Source organism: Candidatus Cloacimonas acidaminovorans str. Evry (assembly GCF_000146065.2).
Lineage (GTDB): Bacteria > Cloacimonadota > Cloacimonadia > Cloacimonadales > Cloacimonadaceae > Cloacimonas > Cloacimonas acidaminivorans.
Genome location: NC_020449.1, coordinates 1,622,927 through 1,643,002, shown reverse-complemented (window position 1 = coordinate 1,643,002; position 20,076 = coordinate 1,622,927). Strand labels below are relative to the sequence as shown.

Here is a 20,076-nt window from a genome sequence, read left to right as displayed (position 1 = left end):
AAATGAAAAAGGCACTTCTTCTGGTTTTGCTGTTTCCCCTTGTGCTTTCTGCTTTGAAAGTGGATTTATCCGTGAATAAAAATACTATCAATTTAAATGAACAACTGGAATTGATTTTAAAGATTTCTGACGATAACCGGATTAAAGTTCAAGAACCAACTCCACCTTCTATTCCTTTATTCAGTTTTCGTAATATGACCAGTTCCTCAAGCAGTTCGGTTGTTTTGGAAGGAACAAAGTTAATTTCCGAATTTTCGGAGACCTATCGTTTCATCTATTTTCCTTTGAAGACGGGAACAACTACCATTCCTTCCTTTCAGGTGAAAGTAAATGGAAAGTATTATGCTACGCGTCCCATTTCTGTTGAAGTTGTTAAGGCAGAACAAAAAACTCCTGGTCAAAGTTCACCTCCGGTTCCGGGAATTATACCTTTTGGCTTTGACGATTCTTTTTTTGGGGGTGATAGAGAAGGATGGGCAGGGGATACTTTTATTTTGGCTTTACCTAAAGCGCAGAGGGTCTATCGTGGTTTTCCTGCTATTGTTTCCTATTATCTTTATACCGATGAAATGGTTGGTTCTTTCAACCTGGAAAATGAAATTGACTCGGATGGCTATGGAAAAAGCACTTATGAACAGCCAACGATGTTAAATTATGAAGAAGTAACCATCAATGGAAAACAGTATAAAAGGGCTCTGATTAAAAGATTAGCCATTATTCCTAATAGAGAAGGACGCTTACAGGCACCGATTTTAGAGGGTTATGCCCGTCTTTACGGTTTTGGACTTTTAAATAAAAATCTCCAAAGCGAAGGAGGCATCATTGATGTTTTGCCTTTACCCACAAATAATGTGCCACCTTCTTTTGGAGGTGCGGTAGGAAATTTTAAGCTAAGTCATTCTCTTTCCCGGAAGGAACTTTCCTTGGGAGAAACAATTACTTTTACCCTGAAAATTGAAGGGAGGGGTAATTTTAACCAGTTTTCCGCTCCTCAATTTGCTTCCGGAAAAGGTTTTCAGGTTTCCACTCCAATGGTTATTGATAATTTGAATGCCGGAATTGAAGGAACCAGAACTTATTATTACACCTTAATTCCTCAAGACAAAGGGGTTTATGAGCTTCCCGAACTCAATTTTGCTTGGTTTGATAACGACAGCGGCAGCTATAAAATATACCGCAGTCCCAAAGAACAAATAAAGGTTTCTTCGGCAAATGTGTTAAGTTATTTCAGCCGTTTAAGACAATCCCGCAATCCGAAGGCAATGTTGCCTAAAATAAGCAGGGAAAGCTACCCGGATTATGTTCCTTATGTAAAACAGCCCTGGTATTGGATTCTGGTGGTTTTGATTGTTTTAGCGACCATAGTTGTTTCCTTTGTGGCAGTGGAGAGAAAAATGAAAAGGGATAATCCCGAACGCTATGCTTCGTTAAAAGCGGAAAAAGTCCTCCTGCATTATTTGAAACCGGCAACCGCAGCTGCTAAAAATCTTTCTCTGGATTTCTATCCCCTGGCGGAAAAGGCATTGTTTCAATATCTTGCTTCCAAATATAAACTTTCCAATCATCTTTCTACCCAGGAAAAACTACAAGCATTAGATGAAAAAAATATCCCCGAATGGTTGCTGAATGAAATTCAAATTTTCCTGTCTCACAGTCAGGCAGCAAGATTTATGCCGGAAACAGATAGAGCGGTAAATTTGGAAGAAGACCTGGCTCGTATTCGCAAAATCTTTACAGGATTCAGTCGCTTAAGTAAAAATAGAAAAAACAGGAGTAGCAAATGAAAAAGTGTAGCTGGAGGACGCTGTTCCTCCACAATAAAAAAAACTCTTCCAATTTGCAGAGCTACAGCAAGCTCCGACTACCCAAAATGTGGAGCTATAGCGAGCTTAGTATACTCCTGGTTTTGGTTATTATCCTGTTTTGCCCAACCCTTTTTGCTCAAGCTGACTCTTTACAAACAACAAACTTTAGCGGTTCAGGAGAGCTTACTCCTTTGCCAGATACTTTGGATAAGGCAATTCGCCTTGCGGAACAAAAAAAGAATCCCGATTTGTTTTATAATTTAGGGGTAGAATTTTTCTCGCGGGGTGAAATCGGGATGGCTAATTTATACTTTTTGAAAGCATTAAATATAAATTCTGCCCATTCACCAGCAAGAACCAATCTTGAACTTTCCATTCACTATAGTCCGGATGCAGATTTGTATCCTGAACAGCTGTTTTTGGTGCAAGTGCTGTTTAAAGTGCTAAATTACCTTTCCGTAAATCGTTTGGCTATACTGGGTCTTGTTTTTTTATTTCTGTCTGCTGTATCGCTATGCTGGTTGCTTTTTTATAATCCGGAAAAGGAAAGAGCTTTGCCTATTTTAACCCTAACTTTTTGTTTATTGCTTTGTGTTTCCGCGTTTGTAACCTTGGGTATAAAACTTCATCACCAACAACATAACCGTAGTGCTGTAGTTATTGTGCGCCAAACGGAACTTCTATCTCCCGCAAATAATAATGTTATTCAGACCGTCCATTCGGGATTGATAGTGAAAATTGTTCAAGATAACGGAAACTATTATGTAGTGCGCCTGCCCAATAACCAAATGGGACGCCTGAATAAGGAAGCTGTAAGGAAAGTTATCTGAAATAAGCAGTTAGATATACAGCCATAATTTCTTCCTTAATAGCATTGCTTACCCATTGCTTACCCATTACGGATGGCATTAGCAATGGGTAAGCAATGCTTCAGTAATGCTACTTGGCAGAACCAGTTATCTCCTTTTCTATGTTTAAGATATAGTTATTTTATTCTGAATAATGCCTTTGAGGAAAAATGGGTTGGCAACCTCTTTCTTTGCTAAAGAATTCACAGAATTCTGGAAAATGAATGTCCTCTATTTATAGTGAAGCAGAATTTACCTAACCAAATAACATATTTGTTTTTTTCACCGGGTTAAAACCCGTTGTTAATATCTGTCGTTCCTACGGAACTCGTTCTCGGGAAAGGAGATAATGACTCTTCTCCTTTCTCAGGAATGACAAAGAGCTTGTCATTCACAAATGGATATTATATATTTTCAGAAATGATATAAGTTACGATGAACTACAAGATGTTGTTTTTCCGCAAAGAAACTGCAACTTTCCTAATCTTCTCTGAGAGGTTCAAAATCCTCCGGAACTCTTCCTTCTAAGCTGTCAATCATAAATTGTGCGGAATCATTAAGGTCACCGGTAGGGTATTTTTGGAGAAATTCCTTAAAAAGTTGCAGAGCCAGGTCTTTTTGTTTCATTTCTTCGGCAATTAGGAATGCCTTCATAAAGGAAGCTTTATAGTCATCGGAGTTATTTTTGTAATTATTAATAATTTGGTCATAATACATAATAGCATCTTTGAAATTGCGTTGTCTGGCAGCATTATCGGCATAGTTGAAAAGTTCTTCAGCAGTCATAGTAAGGGTGATGCGTTCGGGATATTTTTTCATATTGAATTCCACAAAGAGGTTTTCCGTAACTTCTTCCATTTTTGCTTTTTCTTTTTCGGATTTTATCATTCTTCGTAATTGGGTTTCTGTTTCTTCTTTGCTTTTATAAGAACTGGGTGTTTCTTTCAGAGTGCGGAAGAAAACAATATCTCCTCTGGCGGAAGTAAAAACAGGGCTTAAATAACCAACCGGATTATTCCAAATTTGACTGGAGAATTCGGCATCCTGTCCAAATCCGGTAATAATTCCATTATTGTATTGATGATCCAAAATGGCATTTTCCGGTTTAAGAGAATATTTTTTAATAATTTCCTGCATTTTTTGTTCATTATGTTTCTTGTATGCTTTGCTGTATTTTTTCCAGGCAGTATTGGCATCTTTTTTATTATCAAAGAAGAGCACTTCAATAGTTCTATATGCAGGAGTGGAAAATCTTTCTTTTTCGCGTTCATAGCGTTCAGCAATTTCTTCGTCTGTAATTTCTATGGTGTCGGAAACCAGTTTTTCAAAGGCACGGCGCAGGACATAAGATCTTTTTGCTTGAAGATAATCTTCATTTTCGGAAAAATATTTTTCATAGCCATTAGCTTTAGCTTCCAGATACATAAGACCCTGTGTAAGTTCTTGCTCTATTAGCAGATTAATTCCCCCACCCTTATTTATAAAAAGCTGTTCCTGAGGAGAAAGTTTATCAAAATTCTGCAGTAATTGACGCACAGTATATTGTAACCTCGGTTCGCTGGAACTTACGATGATATTATCCAGAATGGGTTTATTACTGTTTCGTTTATTAGGATCCAAGCTAATGGTATTTACGATAGCGCTGTCTATAATTACAGCATACTTTATTTTCAGATTATCCGTTAAAGCATTTAGCAGCTCTCGTTCTTTCATAGGACGAACACGCTGTTCAATTTCGGGCTTAACTTCGTTAAAATCCTTTTGGTAACCTTCAATCCAGTCCACTATTCTTAAAATATGCCAACCGTAATCGGTTTTTACGGGACCAATAAAGTTAAGGGTATCCACTTGAGCATTGCGAATAATGTTTTCCAATTCAATATCGTTGCCAATACCTGGAATATTACCGTTTAAACGGACATTTTTAATTCTGCCTTTTAAGCCCTTGGCATAACTATTTTGGTTATATGTATCGGAGACAGTTGCAAAAGAGATACCTTTTTTCAATTCTGCCAATGCCTTTTTTGCAGCATCTTCGTTTTCGGCTTGGATATAATCAATAGTGATATAAGGATATTGGTAGAATTGTGATAGATTTTGATTATAATAGGAAAGCAAATCGTCATCAGTAATAAATACTAAATCAGATACATTGCGTTTATAATATTCCTGAATATAAAAACGCTTTTCTATGGCAGAAATATGTTCCAAAACGATAGGATCATTTTCCAAACCCATCTGCCTGGCTTTTTGGTAAAAAACCTCTTCGGCAGCAATAGCATTTAGCACTTCCATCTGCCCTCCCACAGTTTTATACCGTGATTGATACTGAGGAGGCAGTTTGGAAATTTTTAGTTCAATATCTTTACGGGTAATAACTCCACCGTTATATTCTGCCAATATATCCGAATCGTTATTTGAGTTATTTTTACTTAATGTAACGGGTACATTTTCTGCTGTCAAAAATATACTGACGAGCATCAATACAATCCCCAGGTAAAAATGTAGATGACGGAACATTCTTATACTCCTTATTATATTGCTTAATAAATGTCACATTTGTAAAAGGGCAGAAGAAGTCAAGACATTTATAGAGGCATAAACTGATAACAATACATCGGTTTTAATTTTTGCTGAGGTTTTGGCACGCATTGTGCATTATACAAATAACAAAAAAAACAATCCCATAGGAGGATAAACAAATGCTCAGGAAACTGAAAAATCAAAAGGGTTTTACCCTAATTGAAATCTTAGTGGTGGTTATTATTGTAGCCATTTTGGCTGCATTGGCAGTTCCCCGCTATTTGCGTTATGTAGAAAAATCCCGTAGTACAGAAGCACAAACTGCAATAAACACCATTCGTAAAACATACGATATCTATATGCAAACCAACGGAACCACAGAAGGTTTTTCTATGGAACAGGCATTAAAAGAAGCCAGTTTGGGTGAAAGTACTGTTAAAAACTGGAAATTTGAAGTTGTCGGTAACCCCCCGAAAAAATTTATTGCCACTTCCACTCAGGACTTTGCTGGTGGTGAAGGAAAACAGGTTTGGTACGATGTTACCGATGCTAAATTCCATGGTTACGGAGTTGATACTTGGACTAATCCCGAAACCGGAGGAATGGAAACTGACTAACTCTTAGGAGGACAGTAAATTGACAATCCATGAATTACTGCGCTTTACTGCAGAAGCAGGTGCGTCTGACCTTCATATAGCGGCTGGCTCACATCCTATGGTTCGGGTAAATGGCAGAATGAAAAAATTAAATCTGCCAATTCAAAGTCCGGAAGAGGTGGAAACACTTGTTTACGGAGTGATGAACGAATCACAGCAAGCTCTCTTTAAAAAGAATCTGGAAATTGACTTTTCCACGAAATTGAGCAATGATGTCCGATTCAGAGTGAACGCTTTTCACCAGATAAATGGTGTTTCCTGTGCTTTCAGAGTGATTCCTAATGAGATAAAAAGTTATGAGGAACTCCATCTGCCCGATATCTTAAAGCGCTTAACTACAAAAGAAAAAGGGCTGATTCTGGTTACAGGACCTACGGGAAGCGGAAAATCAACTACTTTGGCTACAATGATTGATACTATAAATGATAGCCGTAACTGCCATATTATTACTATTGAAGACCCTATTGAATTTGTCCACCGCAGTAAAAACAGCTTAATCAATCAGCGTGAACTGGGTCATGATACCTGGAGCTTTACAGCTGCCTTAAGAAGTGCCTTGCGTGAAGACCCGGATGTGATTTTAGTCGGTGAAATGCGTGATCTGGAGACGGTATCTTTAGCATTAACAGCTGCTGAAACAGGTCACTTGGTTTTTGCTACTTTGCATACCGGAAGCTGCACAAAATCCATAGACCGGATAATAGATATGTTTCCTAAGGAACAACAACAGCAGGTGCGTTCAATGCTTTCGGAATCCCTGGAAGCGGTTATAGCACAAACTTTGTTACCTACCAAAGATGGTAAAGGTCGTGTTCCGGCTGTAGAAATAATGATTGCTAATGCTGCTGTGCGAAATCTGATCCGTGAAGAAAAAACCTATCAGATACCGTCTATAATTCAAGCAAGCACCAAGGAAGGAATGCAAACCAGAGATCAATCTTTGTATAACCTGGTAATGAATAATCTGATTGAAAGAACAATTGCGGAAGAATTTGCGGATAATCCTAAACAATTTGCTACAGGAGCAGGTTTTTAGGTATGCCGAAAGATATTTATATCCTACCTGAGAACAATAAAACAAAAAAAGCAAACGGAGTGTTTGGTTTGCTGAGTTCTCAGGGAGGGTATAGTTTGGCGGAAGTCCTGGTTGTAGCAATAGTGATGGCTGTAATGATTATAACGATATATATTGGAATAATGTATGCCGATAGGCAAGTAACCAAAAATTATCGTCATAGAGTTGCAACTCTGATGCTTACAGGTGAACTGGAAAAGCAATATACTCTCTATATGAAAGAGGGTATCTTTCGCCCCTTCACAAATATGCCCGTAATAATTGAACAGACGGATGAAGTGACTGTGAATGGAACTATCTCCATATCAGTCGGTAAAGATAGGGAAAATTATATGAGCGGAAATTATGATTTTACCTACTTGATTGGCGAAATCAGATGGATTGATCCTGCAACGGAAAAAGAACACTATGTCCGTTTGCGGGAAGATTTTTACGAATAGGGGATGGATGATGAAGCGAATGATATTTAACGAGAAGGGATTTACATTAACAGAAACGGTTGCAGTTATTGCAATTTCTTCTTTGCTGATTTTAACAGCCGCTGTAGGAATTGGCGTTTTCTTTCGTAAATATCAGGAACTGAGTGCTTATGTGGATTTACAAAAGGATATGGTTTCTTTTTTAAATGTCTTAAAATACGGTCAACATATTGGTTCGCGTTCTTCGGATATTGAATTTATGGGAATTACCAGTGCCCGGGAGCTTAAACTTATTAGAATGACAACTATTCCAGGTGTCAGTAAAGGAATAGAAATTAAGCCCCCGATTTCAGACCTCTATCCTAATGATTATGTGAGATATTATTTGCATGACGGTTTTATAAAAATGGAATACAGACATCGGGGAACAGATTCATCATCGCCTACTATTCTTTTTCCCGAAAAAGGTTTGAAAGATAGGGTGATTATTGAGGACTTTTTAATTAGTGATGCCAATGCTAATAACGCGATTTTTAAATATAGACCGAATGAAAAGCTCTGTGTAATAAATGTTGATTTCAAAGCCAAGGTTAAGATTCGCCAAAATGAATTTAAAAGTGTGCATTATAAAACAATTATGGCGATGAAAAATATGGAAAGACCATCTCCTACAAATTAAATTTGGGAGGTTTAATATTATGATAAACATCCTTAAAAGCGAAAGCGGAAATATTGCCATTGCAATGCTCCTGGTTGTAATTGGAGCAATGAGTGGCTTAACTATGTCCAGTATTGCATTTCGTGATACTATGGCTACAATGGCAGAACTGGAAGACATTCAAAGTATTCATTTTCTTCGGACAGAAGCAAGTAGAGGTGAAGCATATCTGAAAGTAGCTGCTAAGCGCGATCCTGAAATTGTAGGAGGAGTTAGAACACCGGAAAGAAAAATTGGAATGAGAGGAAGCGACTTCCAAAAAACATACAAAATGCAATCCCTTATTAATAAAATATATAAAGAGTTGGAGTCAGAAGTTGTAGAAGTTGGAGGCGAAATCCAGGCGAGCCAAACAGGTGCCAGTACTACCTATTATAAAATTAGGTCTTTGGTAGAAGGAAAAACGGGAACTTCCGATGTATATTATGGAAGAAAAAATCTGCCGCTAACCCGTAAATATGGAGAATTATCTTTAGTTCAGGATACGGGACCTGTCTTTATGTATTTTACTGATAATGAAATGTCTCCCAATGATACGAATGTCTATTTTTATGGCTATGATGTAATAAACGGTCCTGTCCATAGCAATACCGATATTCAGATAAAACAGTTAGGAGGTGGAAATAATAATAGCTGGCCTACCTTTTTAGCTTTAGTAACTACAGCAGGAGAAATAATCTCCACCCCCAGTTCCTATCCCGAAGAAGCTATCTTTCGGGGTGGTTTAATTGAACATTATGATGAATATGAATTCCCGGAGAATATGGTTGAAATCCGTCAAAATGGACAAAGAGTAGGCCCATCATATAGCGAAGACAGGATAATGGTTATAGATATTGATGACTACAATGTATCTGGTTGGCAGGGTAACATAACTCACAGGCGCCAACAGATTCCTTTATATCTGAATAATTATCCCAATGGTTATCCTTATGCTCCCGGTTCAGAAACTGCCATAAATCGTTTTCCTACAACTGATACAACCTGGGTACCGTTAGCTCCATTTAGTGCACATAACGGAAGAGCTTACTATGTAGAAAGTAAACTTTGGATAAAAGGGACAATCAGGGGTTTTCAAACCTGGGCTTCTGCGGATACGATGTGGTTGATTGGAGATTTATTATATGCAGGTACTCCCCGAGGTAGCGATCCATTGTCCAACACCAGGGATATGTTAGGTTTAGTATCGGAGAAATCCATTATTATAAAATATGCCTATCGCAATCCTGCTGATTCTCTTCGTATCCATACTAATATGGGTTCTGATAGTTCCAATCCGGTAGGCGGAATCTGGATTTATGCTGCTATGGCAGCTCTTGGAAAAGGAAATGGTAATAGCTTTGAAGACGGGGTCTTTACCTTTGAATATCAACATCCGCATGGCTCAATTCCGGCTGTAAAATTCAATCCTTCAACCGATGATCCGGATGTAGGACCTATTGTATTTGATATGATTGATCTGCATCGTCATTATTGGCCCCAGTCAACTGCTCATCCCTGGCCCGCCGATTTGGATTTTCCCTGGTACAATCCTATTTGGCCTGAAGCAAATCCTTATATGGAAAGGGGAACGATAAGTATTTGGGGAGGAGTTAATCAACGCCGTCGTGGTTTTGTTCATAGAAGTATGAATGATACCGAATATCCTTCCAATAGCGGTGTTTGGAAACCTTCTATAGATATGTGCGGTGGGCCTTGTTCCACTATGGCAACCGTTGTTCAGCTGTTCCAAAATCCCACTGTGAATGTAACTTTGCAGTGTCGTCACTATCCTGGAGCAGGAGGAGGGCAAATTGGTTATAAAAAGAACTATAACTATGATTCCCGAATGTATAGAGTTAAACCACCTTTTTGGCCCTATTTCAAAAAGCAGGGAGAACGGTTACCCTTGGAACAGGGAAGCTGGTATTTGAAGAAACCGCCTAAGAGCTTAATATAGAAACAAATAAAGTAATAAATAATGAAAGATAAAGAGGAAGAATGAAGAAAAAAAAACAACCTCGATTCAAAGAAACCGTGGGAATTGATATTGGAACTCACAGCATTAAAATTGTTCACCTGAAGAAATTGCATGAAGGATTTAAACTGCTGAACTATGAAATTAGCCCCACGGTTGCTACCGGAACTGAATATGTTCCCAGTGATTTACTTCCGGAGCGTTATGGACCCGTTCTCTGTGAAATGCTGAACACACTAAAAATTAATCCCAAACGAATTCAGCATTTGGTTACTTCCATCGGAGGTGATAATACGAGTATTAAACAAATCAAAACCATCTTTCTCCCTGATGAGGAACTGGAATCGGCTCTGTTTTTTGAAGCTAAGAAACACATTCCTATTAGTGGGACAGATATGATTCTGGATTATCAGGTCATTAGTTTGGAAGAAAAAACCAACAATATGAATATCCTGCTGGCTGCTACTTCCAAAGAGGTATTGAATGAACATACCAATGTTTTAATGACCGCGGGTTTAGCACCCAATATTGTAGATATTGATTCTCTGGCTGTTGTAAACAGCTTTATTCTGAATACTTTTGTGGAAGATGGAGTTTATATTTTGTTAAATCTTGGTGCGCATAGAACAAATATGATTATCTGGGGACCAGGAGCCAAATTATTTGCTCGTGATATTCCTTACGGCGGTTATAATTTTACGCGGGATATTATGCGTAAAAGACAGCTGGAATGGGCTGAAGCTGAGCACCATAAACTGGAATTTGGTTTGGGGGATAATCCTGCCGTAGAAAATGTTCAAACAGTTAGTATGCTTGATATTACTGAGAAACCTACCGAGGATTCCATTGTGGATGAAGTTCGTCGTTCCTTGCGCTTCTATGTTAAAGAAGCAGATAACAGTGATTTCCGCAAAATCTATTTAATGGGCGGAACTGCCAAACTTAAGGGTTTAAAAGAATTCATAGAAGAAAAAGTAGCAATTCCGACGGAGATTTTTATGCCCTTTATCAATGTGGAAATGCCGGAAAAATTCCAGGACAAAAAAGACCCCCAACTTGCTTTGGCAATAGGGCTGGCTATGCGGTTGGAATAAGGGAGGATTTTTCTGATGGAACCTACATTTTATTTTAAAATCAACCTGAATAAATATGGTGAAATGCGTTTGCAAGCCGAACGCGAAAAAAAGCAATTTATTAATGCTGTAATAATCTTTGTTGTTGGGCTCGTTATTCTTATTGCGGCATGGATTTACATCAATGGTATGATTAATACAAGAGTTGAAAACCGACAGAGATACCTGAATGAATTGCAGAAAGAATTGGCAAGCTATGAAACAAGTGAGGACTATCTTTCCAGTAAAGACCTTGATAAGCTTGCGGAAACATTTAATAATCGTATCTTCTGGGCTAAAAAAATGGTTGCCTTAAGTAATGAGATAGATGAAAAGCTGGCGGTGAGAAAATTTACCTACAATAATGGTGTCCTTACTCTTAACGGCATTACCGAAGTTGATAAAAATGTAAAAGAATTAGATTTAATTCAGAGTTTTATTGATCGGTTAAAAGCCAATGAAGAAATCAGTAATGATTTTCCCAGAATTAAATCGGGCTTTATAACCCGACAGATTATTAAAGATACTGCTATCCTGGAATTTGTAATTGAATGCTATAGCAAGGAAGCATCTGAGGGAGGAATACGATGAGAGAAAAATACCTGATATTCATTCTGTGCATCTTGCTGATTACAATACTGTTCTTTATGTTTACTATAAACAGTGTTACTGCAAAACAACATAAGATTAACGAACTGGATAAAAAAATAAAAAATGCTCAGGAAAAACTAAACAGTGCACGAATTATGGATCAGCAATTAAGCCAGTTTTCCCGTATTATAGATAATAGTTTAACCAGGGAAGCCAGTTTTAGCTTTGATGAAATTAATGCTTTTAAGACCACCATTGGTCGTTTGGCTGACCAGCGAACTATTACTATTAATAAACTTTCCGACAGCAATAAATTCTCACTTCCAGGTTTGGTAGAAACAACATATAATCTGGAACTGGAAGCTACTTATGTGCAAATCGGGCAGTTTATATCCGATTTGGAATCTATGGATAATATTATCAAAATTCAAGCATTGGATATCAGCCCGCTTGCAGTTTCCGATAAAGAGGTTACTGCTCCCAATGCTCCAAATCGTTATAGGGTTACCTTAGAACTCTCTGTATTCAAGGTAAAACGGGAGGCATAAGATGCAACAGAAATTTATAAAAGACCTGGCAATAGCCCTAATCGTTCTCTCTCTTTTTGTTATGGCTGTTCGTCTTGTAAGTTTATACAATACTTGGAGCAAAATTCCGGAAAAATCGGTTCATACAAAAGAATCTGTTTCGGATACTCTTTTAACCAAAATTAAGTCCATAGAAAATTCTATCCAAGACCGTAAAATGTTTGTATTCAATTCGTCTAAAGACCCCTTGCGTCAAGGAAACATCATCAAGGACAAAGTGGATAGAGAGAAAGAATACCAGGAAATGTTGAAAAACACTTTCCGTTTAGCCGCTACGGCTCGTGATGAATATGGCAACAAAATCGCTTATATTGAATATCAAGGTGAGCTTCTTGAAGCACACATAGGAAATACAGTGAAAGGACGCCATATTTTAGATATCCAAGATAATAGTATCCGCTATAGTTATAATGGAACAATTACTACTACTGAACTCGCTCCCCGACCTGCCAAACCAATTGAAGAAACGACTTATGGTAGTGGCACCAGCGGGAATTGGTAATTAAATATAATGATACTGGGAGTAAATATGAAACACATTAGAAAATTCAAAAGTCATATTACACTTGTCCTCGTGCTATCTTTTTTGGCTTGTATCACACTTAGTGCTCAGCAAAGAAGAGACCCTATCCTGGATACAAAAGTGACTTTTAACGCAGATGATGCAACTCTTTCCTCGGTGTTTAAAGCTCTTTCCAGATTGAGCAACACCAATATTGTTCTGGCTATTGATCAGGCAGGAACAGCAGAGAAAGAAGAAAAGAGAGTTACTATCAATATTAACGATGTACCTATTGAAACAGCTGTCTCTCTGGTTGCAAGCTCTGCCGGTTTATCTTATCGGGTAATTGGCTCCAACACTTTCCTTGTGGGCCAAAAACAGAACATTATGGAAGAAATCGGTGAACGCAGTGACATCATTTTTCTAAACAATCTGGATGCCAAGAAAGTTAGCGATGCCCTTCAAAATACAAGCGGGAAGATTACCCCCTTGGAAGGACAAAATGCCTTAATGGTTTATGGCAATCCGGAGACCTTCAAAGAAATAGAAAAATTGGTTAAATCAATTGACACACAACAACAACAGATAGAAATAAGAGTCCGTTTAATTGAAGTTCACCTTAATGAAGCAAAACAAATTGGAGTTGACTGGAGTAAGCTAAATCATCTTACTACAATTCTGGCAGAAGATCCTGTAAACCAATATGGAACCGGCTTGCCATATAATTATTCTGACGCCACAGGTTATTTACCACATGGCGATCCTACTGATTTTGGAGTTATTCCTGATGAACAATATTTTCAGCGCATAAACGGTTTTCATGATATTGGACATTTCAGCCGTCAGTTAACTGCTTTTGATGTTACTATTGACTGGTTGCTGGAAAATAATGCTGCTCAATTGCTTACTGATACAAGGGTTACAGCTCTAAATGGAGAACTTGCCACTATGCATATTGGAGAAGTAGTTCCCTTCGTTGTTACAGATAAGGAAAATCAGCTGCAGGTAGAACGTTCTGAAACAGGGATCATTCTCAATGTTACACCTAAGGTAAATAAAGACGGCAATATTACAATGAACATCAATCCAGAAGTAAGTTCAGTTACAGAACTGGTTGGAGGATATATACCCCGCACTAAAGTCCGCAGAGTTTCTTCAGCAGTAACTGTTCCTAACGAGCATAAAATAATTGTTGGTGGATTGCTAAATTCTAATATTACGCAAAAGATTAACAAAATTCCTTTGTTGGGCGATTTGCCGTTAATTGGCAAAATATTCCAGCATAGATATGAACTGGTAGAAAACACCGATTTGATCATAGAAATAACTCCTCGGCTTGTTTCTATGCAGGAAACCGCTCCAACGCCAAAATTGGATAAGCGTTTAACCCGAACTCTAATTCAATATGAAGAAGAAGAGGAGGAGTAAAATGAAAAAGTATAGCTCCCTAATGTCAATTCTTACACTCCTGCTGATCATCCTGGTCAGTTTCAGTGCAAGTTGCGATAAACGAAATCCTCCACCAATTTTAGCTCCGGTTCCTTTACCTCCGTCCACATCACAGGAAAGGTATATAACCAGAATGACAGCTAATCCGGATATAATTTATGCCGATTACAATATCACCTACTCTATTGTTTCTGCGGAAATAAAAGATGGTGAGGGTTTTGGAGTTCCTAATCAGATAGTAAAATTTAAAACCAATCTGGGCAGGATTATTTCTGATGTCCCTACCGATAGCAGTGGTGTAGCTAAAACTACTTTCTATGATGACGGAGATATCGGTATCGCTACTATTTCAGCTATAGTTCGCAATTATGATGCCAGTGGCGATACTTTAATCTGGCAGGATTCCACTGCAATAAATGTGGAAATTAAAGAAATTCCTCCGGTTGAAAATGTTGTACTGAGACTTAAGGATCTTGCTCCACCCTATACAATGTCTATTATGCAGGTAATAACTGTAATTGCAATTCCTACGAATGCAGAAGGGCAAGAGGTTCCCAATAATACATTAGTAACTTTCAGTTGTAACGATAAGGGTTACTTTGTAGATAGCGGAGGTAATGAAATTGGCACAAGTGCCGTAGTAGGAACCTATAATGGACGAGCTACGGTAAAATACAATTCCGGAACTCATGCCACAACTATGCCAGGGGAAGAACAAGCAATAATTACAGCAACAGTTGGAGGTGCTTTCGCTACTCAGGAAATAATAATTGAACCAGGAAATCCTACCAATATAAGATTAAGATCTTATGTTCAAGTGGATAATGAACTTATAGAAGCAGATACAAGTTCTGTTAACAGTCCTAACTGGATTTTTATTAAAGCGCAATTAACAGATAGTTACCATAATGCCTGTCCCTATCAGCCGGTTACATTTTCCACAGATATAGGTTCTTTTTTGAATACAACGCAGACAGTTACGCAAAATACTCAACTTGATGGTATTGCTTCTGTTAGGTTTACACCGGGATTATCTGCTGGAGCTGCCTCCATTCAGGCATCTGCCAATAATGATACTTTAAAGGCAGTTACCATTTTTATGATAAATTCCAGTGAATTGTACTCGTTGGATTTTACTCAATCCAGTCAGATTAACTTGAATGTAGCCAATACGGGTGGCGTGGAATCGGCAATATTACGGGTAAAATTAAGAGATATAAATGGGAATCTGATTGATGTTCCTCAAAAAGTTTACTTTAAAATAGCCAATATAAATGCGCCTGCGGGTGCCAATATTAATGGTTATCCTCAGCAGGATTCGGTGGAGGTTATCTCCAATGGAGGTGAAGCCCAGGTTTCAGTAAATAGCGGAACAGAATCCGGTATTGTAAAAATTAAGGTCTCCTGGGTAAGTGAAAATGGAAATCGTTATATTTATGCCTTGAAAACGAATATTGTAATTCATTCAGGACCTCCGGTTCCAGGTGGAATTATTTCCTTCGTTAGCGGATTTGATTCCGGACAGGAATTAGGAGGTGGATTATGGCGTGTCCAATGTGGTGCCATAGTTAAAGATATATATAATAACCCTGTTGATTGGGGAACAACTGTATGGTTCTCAATTGTGGACAATGAAAATTGTGAAATAGAAGCGTCGGCGCGCGTTGGTAACCAGAATGCTGAAGGTGATTCTACTGCCGGTGTTGCCTACACTTATGTAACCTACGATGGGACTTTAACATATCACACAATAACTATTCGTGCCAATTGTGGCGATGATCCTTATGGTGTTCCTATTTTTGGTGACACACCTTGTGTTTTACCCTTAAATGGTCCTGAAGCAAATATAGAAGCACAACCGCCAGTATTGATGTATGATTTGAACCAAACAAGCTATGAATTTTCGGATATCTACTTTTATCTTACGGATGCACAAGGTTGTCAGATAAGCAATGCCAAGGTAATATTCCTGGGGTTGGATGGCGGTCATTTTATTTACAGCACTAATGCTATATATGATCCTGATTCTCTTCCTAACGAATATTGGCGATTGTTAACCAACCAAAATGGATATGCCATTGCCAGAATTGCCTTTAGTCCTGCAGAAGCTCCTCCGCCAGTGGAAGAAATTCCCCAACCTGTTCCAATGAGGGTAAGAGCAACATTATTAGAAGCTTTGCTCAATCGTGAAACTGTTGTCACTCTGATCAAATTCCCGGGTACTGCACCCTGGTAAAGAATACATATTAATTTTCCCGATTTGCGGGTTGGAATATTCGGAACTTTAGTGCTGAAAAAAACAACCCGCGAATTGAGAATAAACTGAATAATTTTGTTATAAGGAAAAATAATGGTTTATAATCCACAATTTGCCCGTCTGGGAGATATCCTGGTGCACGAGGGATATATCACAGAAGAACAATTGAAAGATGCATTGCTCAAGCAGGGAAATTTCGGCTTGAAATTGGGTGAGACACTTATCAAGCTGGGTTATCTAACAGAAAATGAACTTCTTGAAGCATTACATAAACAACTTGGCTATGATGTTGTTCAAGATAAAGAATTAATGGACCTGGATATAAATATTGTAAGTTCAATTCCGGAGCCCTACGCCAAAGAAAATAAAGTTTTGGCTTTACGCGAAGAGGGCGATGGAGTAGTAGTAGCAATGACAGATCCGGAAAACTTGATTGTTTCGGACAGCTTGGAAAAAATATTGGGCAAAAATATCAAGCCGGTTTTAATTGGCAATTCTTCTTTACAGGATGCCATAGAAAAGTATTATAAAAGTATTCGGACAACTACTGAGGTAGAAGATGCCGTAGGTGGTTTTGAATTTGTAGCAGTGGATGAAGACGAGAACGAAATCACTATTGCTGCTGCTACGGAAGATGTAGATGCACCAGTAGTTAAGATGATCAATCTTATCATCAATGAGGCAATTAAAGCCGGAGCTACGGATATTCATATTGAACCTTTAACGAAAATATCACGGATTCGTTATCGGGTAGATGGTGCCTTGCGCGAAGTTATGACGCCTCCGATAGGAATGCATCCCAGTTTGATTTCCCTGGTTAAGGTTATGAGTAAATTGAATATTGCCGAACGCCGTTTGCCTCAAGATGGTCATATTTCCCTAAAAACCGCGATGAAAAGTGTAGATGTTCGTGTTTCCATTACTCCTACTGTTTTAGGTGAAAAAGTAGTGATGCGTCTTTTAGATAAGGGAGAATTTGGATTCAAACTTACCACTTTAGGATTTGAAGAAGACGATATGGATATCTTTAAAAAAATTATCCGTCGTCCTTATGGCATTATTATTGTTTCAGGACCTACAGGAAGCGGAAAATCCACTACTCTTCACGCGGCACTAAAAGAAATAGAAAACATAGAATCTAATATTATAACTGTGGAAGACCCCGTTGAATACCGTCTGGAAGGAGTAACGCAAATTGAAACCAAAGAGCAGATAGGTCTCACCTTCGGTTCTGCTTTGCGTTCAGTTTTGCGTCAAGACCCCGATATTGTTCTCATTGGAGAAATTCGTGATGAAGAAACAGCTGATATTGCTATTAAATTTTCATTAACCGGTCACCTGGTTTTTACTACTTTGCATGCCAATGATGCTCCTGCAACTATTACCCGTATGATAGATATTGGCATTAAACCCTATCTTGTTGGTTCTTCCTTATCACTGGTGATGGCACAACGTTTAGTGCGTAAAATTTGTAAGTATTGTATCAAGGATTATATCCCTACGGAGCAGGAAATTCAGGATGCCGGTTTAACGCCTGAAGAAGCAAGTAAAATCAATTTTAAGATTGGAACGGGATGTGTTCATTGTGATAATACCGGTTATTCGGGACGAGAAGGTATCTTTGAATTGCTGACCATAAATCCTGAAATCCGCAGGATTATCTATGAAGGCGGAAATCAAGACCTTATTCGGGAAGCGGCATTAAGAAATGGTATGCGGACTCTTCACGATGCTGCTATCACTAAAATGAAAAAGGGAATAACCACAATCAAGGAAGTCATCAAGATGACTGTAGTTGAATAATAAATTTGAGGAAGGTAAATCGCTATGCCCAATTTTGCCTATATCATTAAGGATGCCAAGGGAGCCAGAATTGAGGGTATGCTCAAAGCTGAAACCCTTGATATGGCTGAAGACAAACTTGCCAAAGAAGGTAACACTATTATCAGTGTGAAAGCTGCAGCGGAAGGTGCTTTTAAAGGAAAACTTTCTCTCTTTGACAAAGTTATGCTGGCTATCTATAAATTCAGAACCGGCGTAAGCTTAAAATCCCTCGTTTTTTTTACGCGTCAGCTTTCTACTATGTTTTCAGCAGGTCTTACTATTGAAAAAGCTATATCAGACCTGGAAAAGGAAGAGAAAAGCAAAAAATTTGCCAAAGTCCTGCGTAAGCTCTCGGATGATATCCGTAAAGGATATTCTCTTTCCGAAGCAATGCAACAACATCCGGGAGTGTTTAATCCGCTATATATAGCTTTAGTTACTGCAGGAGAAGTTTCCGGAACCCTGCATACGGTTTTGGATGAATTAGCGGACTATTTGGAAAAGATGGAAGATACCAGGCGTAAGGTTTACAGTGCTTTAGCTTATCCAATTTTCATTGTTATTTTCCTCTGCTTTGTGGTCTGGGGAATGTTCTATTACATTATTCCAATGTTTGCCGATGTGTATGCCAATTTCCATGCTGATCTTCCGGCTCCAACTACATTAGCTATAAATATCAGCCATTTTATCACCAATAATGTATTTATGTTTATAGTTATTGTGCTGCTGGTAATTTTTACCTTTTTCCTGATAAATCTTACCGATAAGGGACGCTATGTTTTTGATTCCATAAAACTGAAAATTCCAGTAATCGGGAAAGTTATTTCTAATTCCATTATGAGTAAATTTTCCCGAACTTTCAGTATTCTAATGGCTGCCGGAGTTCCTATTATGGATACGATGGAACTAACCGAAAATGTTGTTCAGAATGCCGTTATTGAAAGTGCAGTTCGTAAAGCCAGAGTGATGGTGAAAGAGGGTTATGGCGTGGCTAATGCTTTCCGCAGAACAGGAATGTTTCCTCCTACTTTATTGCAAATGATTGCTACCGGGGAAGAAACAGGAGATATGGATAAATTATTATCCAAAGCTGCAGAATTCTATGAAAAACTTGTGGATTCCGTTATAGACCGCTTAACTTCGCTAATAGAACCACTTTTAATCATTTTTATGGCTGTTATCGTAGGAAGTATTATCGTAGTTATCTATCTGCCAATCTTTGACTTGGGAGAGGCAATGTCCCAGGGACTGCGTTAAGTTAAGAAAATATAAAAATATTTTATATGCGGAGGATATTGTTCCTCCGCTTTTTTATAGCCGGAAGAGCTTTATTTTTCGGAAGGTTGGCATCCTTGTTAACCAATCGCAAAAAAGAGTTTAGAAGGTTGAGAGGGTTGAGAAAGTTGAGAAGGTTTAGAAGGTTGAGAGGGTTTAGAGAGTTGAGAAAGTTGAGATTCCAAAAAGCCCGAAGGGCGAAACTTCTATAGCGATGGGTGCGTAAGCCCCTCGTTACAAATGGGGAAAAAACTCTCTGCTCTTCGCTCTTAGCCCTCTGCTAAAAGCCCTTCAGGGCGACACAATAATGTAGAAGGGTGCGTAAGCCCCTCGGAAAATTATGGCAAATCGGAATTTGCCAACCCATTTTTCCTCAACTGCATTATTTGGGTTAAAATTAGATGTATAACCTCTTATATTTTAATGCCTTCCTACTTGACTCCGTAACACTTCCGTAACACTTCTGTAACACTTCCGT

Annotated in this window: 16 protein-coding genes; 15 read left to right on the top strand and 1 reads right to left on the bottom strand. The window is 38.4% G+C overall.

Going from position 1 to position 20,076, the window contains the following annotated elements; genetic code table 11:
- Positions 1 to 2 precede the first annotated feature (2 nt).
- Both CLOAM_RS06640 and CLOAM_RS06635 read left to right on the top strand, forming a co-directional pair.
- Positions 3 to 1,784, top strand: a complete 1,782-nt coding sequence (locus CLOAM_RS06640; protein ID WP_044279030.1) for a BatD family protein — start codon at positions 3 to 5, stop codon at positions 1,782 to 1,784.
- Positions 1,781 to 2,635 (top strand): hypothetical protein, encoded by an 855-nt coding sequence (locus CLOAM_RS06635; RefSeq protein ID WP_044279029.1) that lies wholly within the window; start codon positions 1,781 to 1,783, stop codon positions 2,633 to 2,635. The genes CLOAM_RS06640 and CLOAM_RS06635 overlap by 4 nt, the downstream gene beginning before the upstream one ends.
- Before the next feature lie 498 nt (positions 2,636 to 3,133).
- Here CLOAM_RS06635 and CLOAM_RS06630 read toward each other — a convergent pair whose 3' ends face one another.
- A complete protein-coding gene (locus CLOAM_RS06630) occupies positions 3,134 to 5,173 on the bottom strand; it encodes a peptidyl-prolyl cis-trans isomerase (protein ID WP_015425112.1) in 2,040 nt (679 codons plus the stop codon).
- 182 nt (positions 5,174 to 5,355) lie between these two features.
- Between CLOAM_RS06630 and CLOAM_RS06625 the strand changes: the two genes are divergently transcribed.
- From CLOAM_RS06625 to CLOAM_RS06565, 13 genes are all read left to right on the top strand, one after another.
- Positions 5,356 to 5,793: a prepilin-type N-terminal cleavage/methylation domain-containing protein gene (locus CLOAM_RS06625; protein ID WP_015425111.1), complete on the top strand. Its 438-nt coding sequence runs from the start codon at positions 5,356 to 5,358 to the stop codon at positions 5,791 to 5,793.
- A gap of 19 nt (positions 5,794 to 5,812) precedes the next feature.
- On the top strand, positions 5,813 to 6,868 hold the full coding sequence (locus CLOAM_RS06620) for a type IV pilus twitching motility protein PilT (RefSeq protein ID WP_015425110.1): 1,056 nt from the start codon (positions 5,813 to 5,815) through the stop codon (positions 6,866 to 6,868).
- A 2-nt stretch (positions 6,869 to 6,870) separates the two neighbouring features.
- Positions 6,871 to 7,347 carry a hypothetical protein gene (locus CLOAM_RS06615; RefSeq protein WP_015425109.1) on the top strand — a complete coding sequence of 159 codons (477 nt, stop codon included), beginning with the start codon at positions 6,871 to 6,873 and terminating at the stop codon, positions 7,345 to 7,347.
- A 7-nt stretch (positions 7,348 to 7,354) separates the two neighbouring features.
- Positions 7,355 to 8,005 carry a type II secretion system protein gene (locus CLOAM_RS06610; protein WP_232502664.1) on the top strand — a complete coding sequence of 217 codons (651 nt, stop codon included), beginning with the start codon at positions 7,355 to 7,357 and terminating at the stop codon, positions 8,003 to 8,005.
- 19 nt (positions 8,006 to 8,024) lie between these two features.
- The gene (locus tag CLOAM_RS06605; protein ID WP_015425107.1) at positions 8,025 to 9,983 is read left to right on the top strand and encodes a hypothetical protein; all 1,959 of its coding nucleotides are present in this window, start codon (positions 8,025 to 8,027) and stop codon (positions 9,981 to 9,983) included.
- A 41-nt stretch (positions 9,984 to 10,024) separates the two neighbouring features.
- On the top strand, positions 10,025 to 11,095 hold the full coding sequence (pilM, locus tag CLOAM_RS06600; protein WP_015425106.1) for a type IV pilus assembly protein PilM: 1,071 nt from the start codon (positions 10,025 to 10,027) through the stop codon (positions 11,093 to 11,095).
- A gap of 15 nt (positions 11,096 to 11,110) precedes the next feature.
- Entirely contained in the window at positions 11,111 to 11,704 is a 594-nt protein-coding gene (locus tag CLOAM_RS06595) for a hypothetical protein (RefSeq protein WP_015425105.1), read from the top strand.
- Positions 11,701 to 12,252, top strand: a complete 552-nt coding sequence (gene pilO / locus CLOAM_RS06590) for a type 4a pilus biogenesis protein PilO (RefSeq protein ID WP_044279028.1) — start codon at positions 11,701 to 11,703, stop codon at positions 12,250 to 12,252. The genes CLOAM_RS06595 and pilO overlap by 4 nt, the downstream gene beginning before the upstream one ends.
- A gap of 1 nt (position 12,253) precedes the next feature.
- The gene (locus CLOAM_RS06585; protein WP_015425103.1) at positions 12,254 to 12,793 is read left to right on the top strand and encodes a hypothetical protein; all 540 of its coding nucleotides are present in this window, start codon (positions 12,254 to 12,256) and stop codon (positions 12,791 to 12,793) included.
- A 27-nt stretch (positions 12,794 to 12,820) separates the two neighbouring features.
- Positions 12,821 to 14,221 (top strand): secretin N-terminal domain-containing protein, encoded by a 1,401-nt coding sequence (locus tag CLOAM_RS06580; protein ID WP_044279027.1) that lies wholly within the window; start codon positions 12,821 to 12,823, stop codon positions 14,219 to 14,221.
- 1 nt (position 14,222) lies between these two features.
- Positions 14,223 to 16,478 carry an Ig-like domain-containing protein gene (locus CLOAM_RS06575; protein ID WP_044279026.1) on the top strand — a complete coding sequence of 752 codons (2,256 nt, stop codon included), beginning with the start codon at positions 14,223 to 14,225 and terminating at the stop codon, positions 16,476 to 16,478.
- Between the two features lie 114 nt (positions 16,479 to 16,592).
- Positions 16,593 to 18,302: a GspE/PulE family protein gene (locus CLOAM_RS06570; protein WP_015425100.1), complete on the top strand. Its 1,710-nt coding sequence runs from the start codon at positions 16,593 to 16,595 to the stop codon at positions 18,300 to 18,302.
- A gap of 24 nt (positions 18,303 to 18,326) precedes the next feature.
- Positions 18,327 to 19,580, top strand: a complete 1,254-nt coding sequence (locus CLOAM_RS06565) for a type II secretion system F family protein (RefSeq protein ID WP_015425099.1) — start codon at positions 18,327 to 18,329, stop codon at positions 19,578 to 19,580.
- The last annotated feature ends 496 nt before the right edge of the window (positions 19,581 to 20,076 follow it).

What these genes read in the sequence shown, in the direction of transcription:
- CLOAM_RS06610 (WP_232502664.1), top strand. Translation starts at nt 7,355, where the DNA reads ATGATGAAGCGAATGATATTTAACGAGAAGGGATTTACATTAACAGAA.
- CLOAM_RS06565 (WP_015425099.1), top strand. Translation starts at nt 18,327, where the DNA reads ATGCCCAATTTTGCCTATATCATTAAGGATGCCAAGGGAGCCAGAATT.
- CLOAM_RS06575 (WP_044279026.1), top strand. Translation starts at nt 14,223, where the DNA reads ATGAAAAAGTATAGCTCCCTAATGTCAATTCTTACACTCCTGCTGATC.
- CLOAM_RS06580 (WP_044279027.1), top strand. Translation starts at nt 12,821, where the DNA reads ATGAAACACATTAGAAAATTCAAAAGTCATATTACACTTGTCCTCGTG.
- CLOAM_RS06635 (WP_044279029.1), top strand. Translation starts at nt 1,781, where the DNA reads ATGAAAAAGTGTAGCTGGAGGACGCTGTTCCTCCACAATAAAAAAAAC.
- CLOAM_RS06640 (WP_044279030.1), top strand. Translation starts at nt 3, where the DNA reads ATGAAAAAGGCACTTCTTCTGGTTTTGCTGTTTCCCCTTGTGCTTTCT.
- CLOAM_RS06605 (WP_015425107.1), top strand. Translation starts at nt 8,025, where the DNA reads ATGATAAACATCCTTAAAAGCGAAAGCGGAAATATTGCCATTGCAATG.
- pilM (WP_015425106.1), top strand. Translation starts at nt 10,025, where the DNA reads ATGAAGAAAAAAAAACAACCTCGATTCAAAGAAACCGTGGGAATTGAT.
- CLOAM_RS06630 (WP_015425112.1), bottom strand. Translation starts at nt 5,173, where the DNA reads ATGTTCCGTCATCTACATTTTTACCTGGGGATTGTATTGATGCTCGTC.
- CLOAM_RS06615 (WP_015425109.1), top strand. Translation starts at nt 6,871, where the DNA reads ATGCCGAAAGATATTTATATCCTACCTGAGAACAATAAAACAAAAAAA.
- CLOAM_RS06585 (WP_015425103.1), top strand. Translation starts at nt 12,254, where the DNA reads ATGCAACAGAAATTTATAAAAGACCTGGCAATAGCCCTAATCGTTCTC.
- CLOAM_RS06595 (WP_015425105.1), top strand. Translation starts at nt 11,111, where the DNA reads ATGGAACCTACATTTTATTTTAAAATCAACCTGAATAAATATGGTGAA.
- pilO (WP_044279028.1), top strand. Translation starts at nt 11,701, where the DNA reads ATGAGAGAAAAATACCTGATATTCATTCTGTGCATCTTGCTGATTACA.
- CLOAM_RS06625 (WP_015425111.1), top strand. Translation starts at nt 5,356, where the DNA reads ATGCTCAGGAAACTGAAAAATCAAAAGGGTTTTACCCTAATTGAAATC.
- CLOAM_RS06570 (WP_015425100.1), top strand. Translation starts at nt 16,593, where the DNA reads ATGGTTTATAATCCACAATTTGCCCGTCTGGGAGATATCCTGGTGCAC.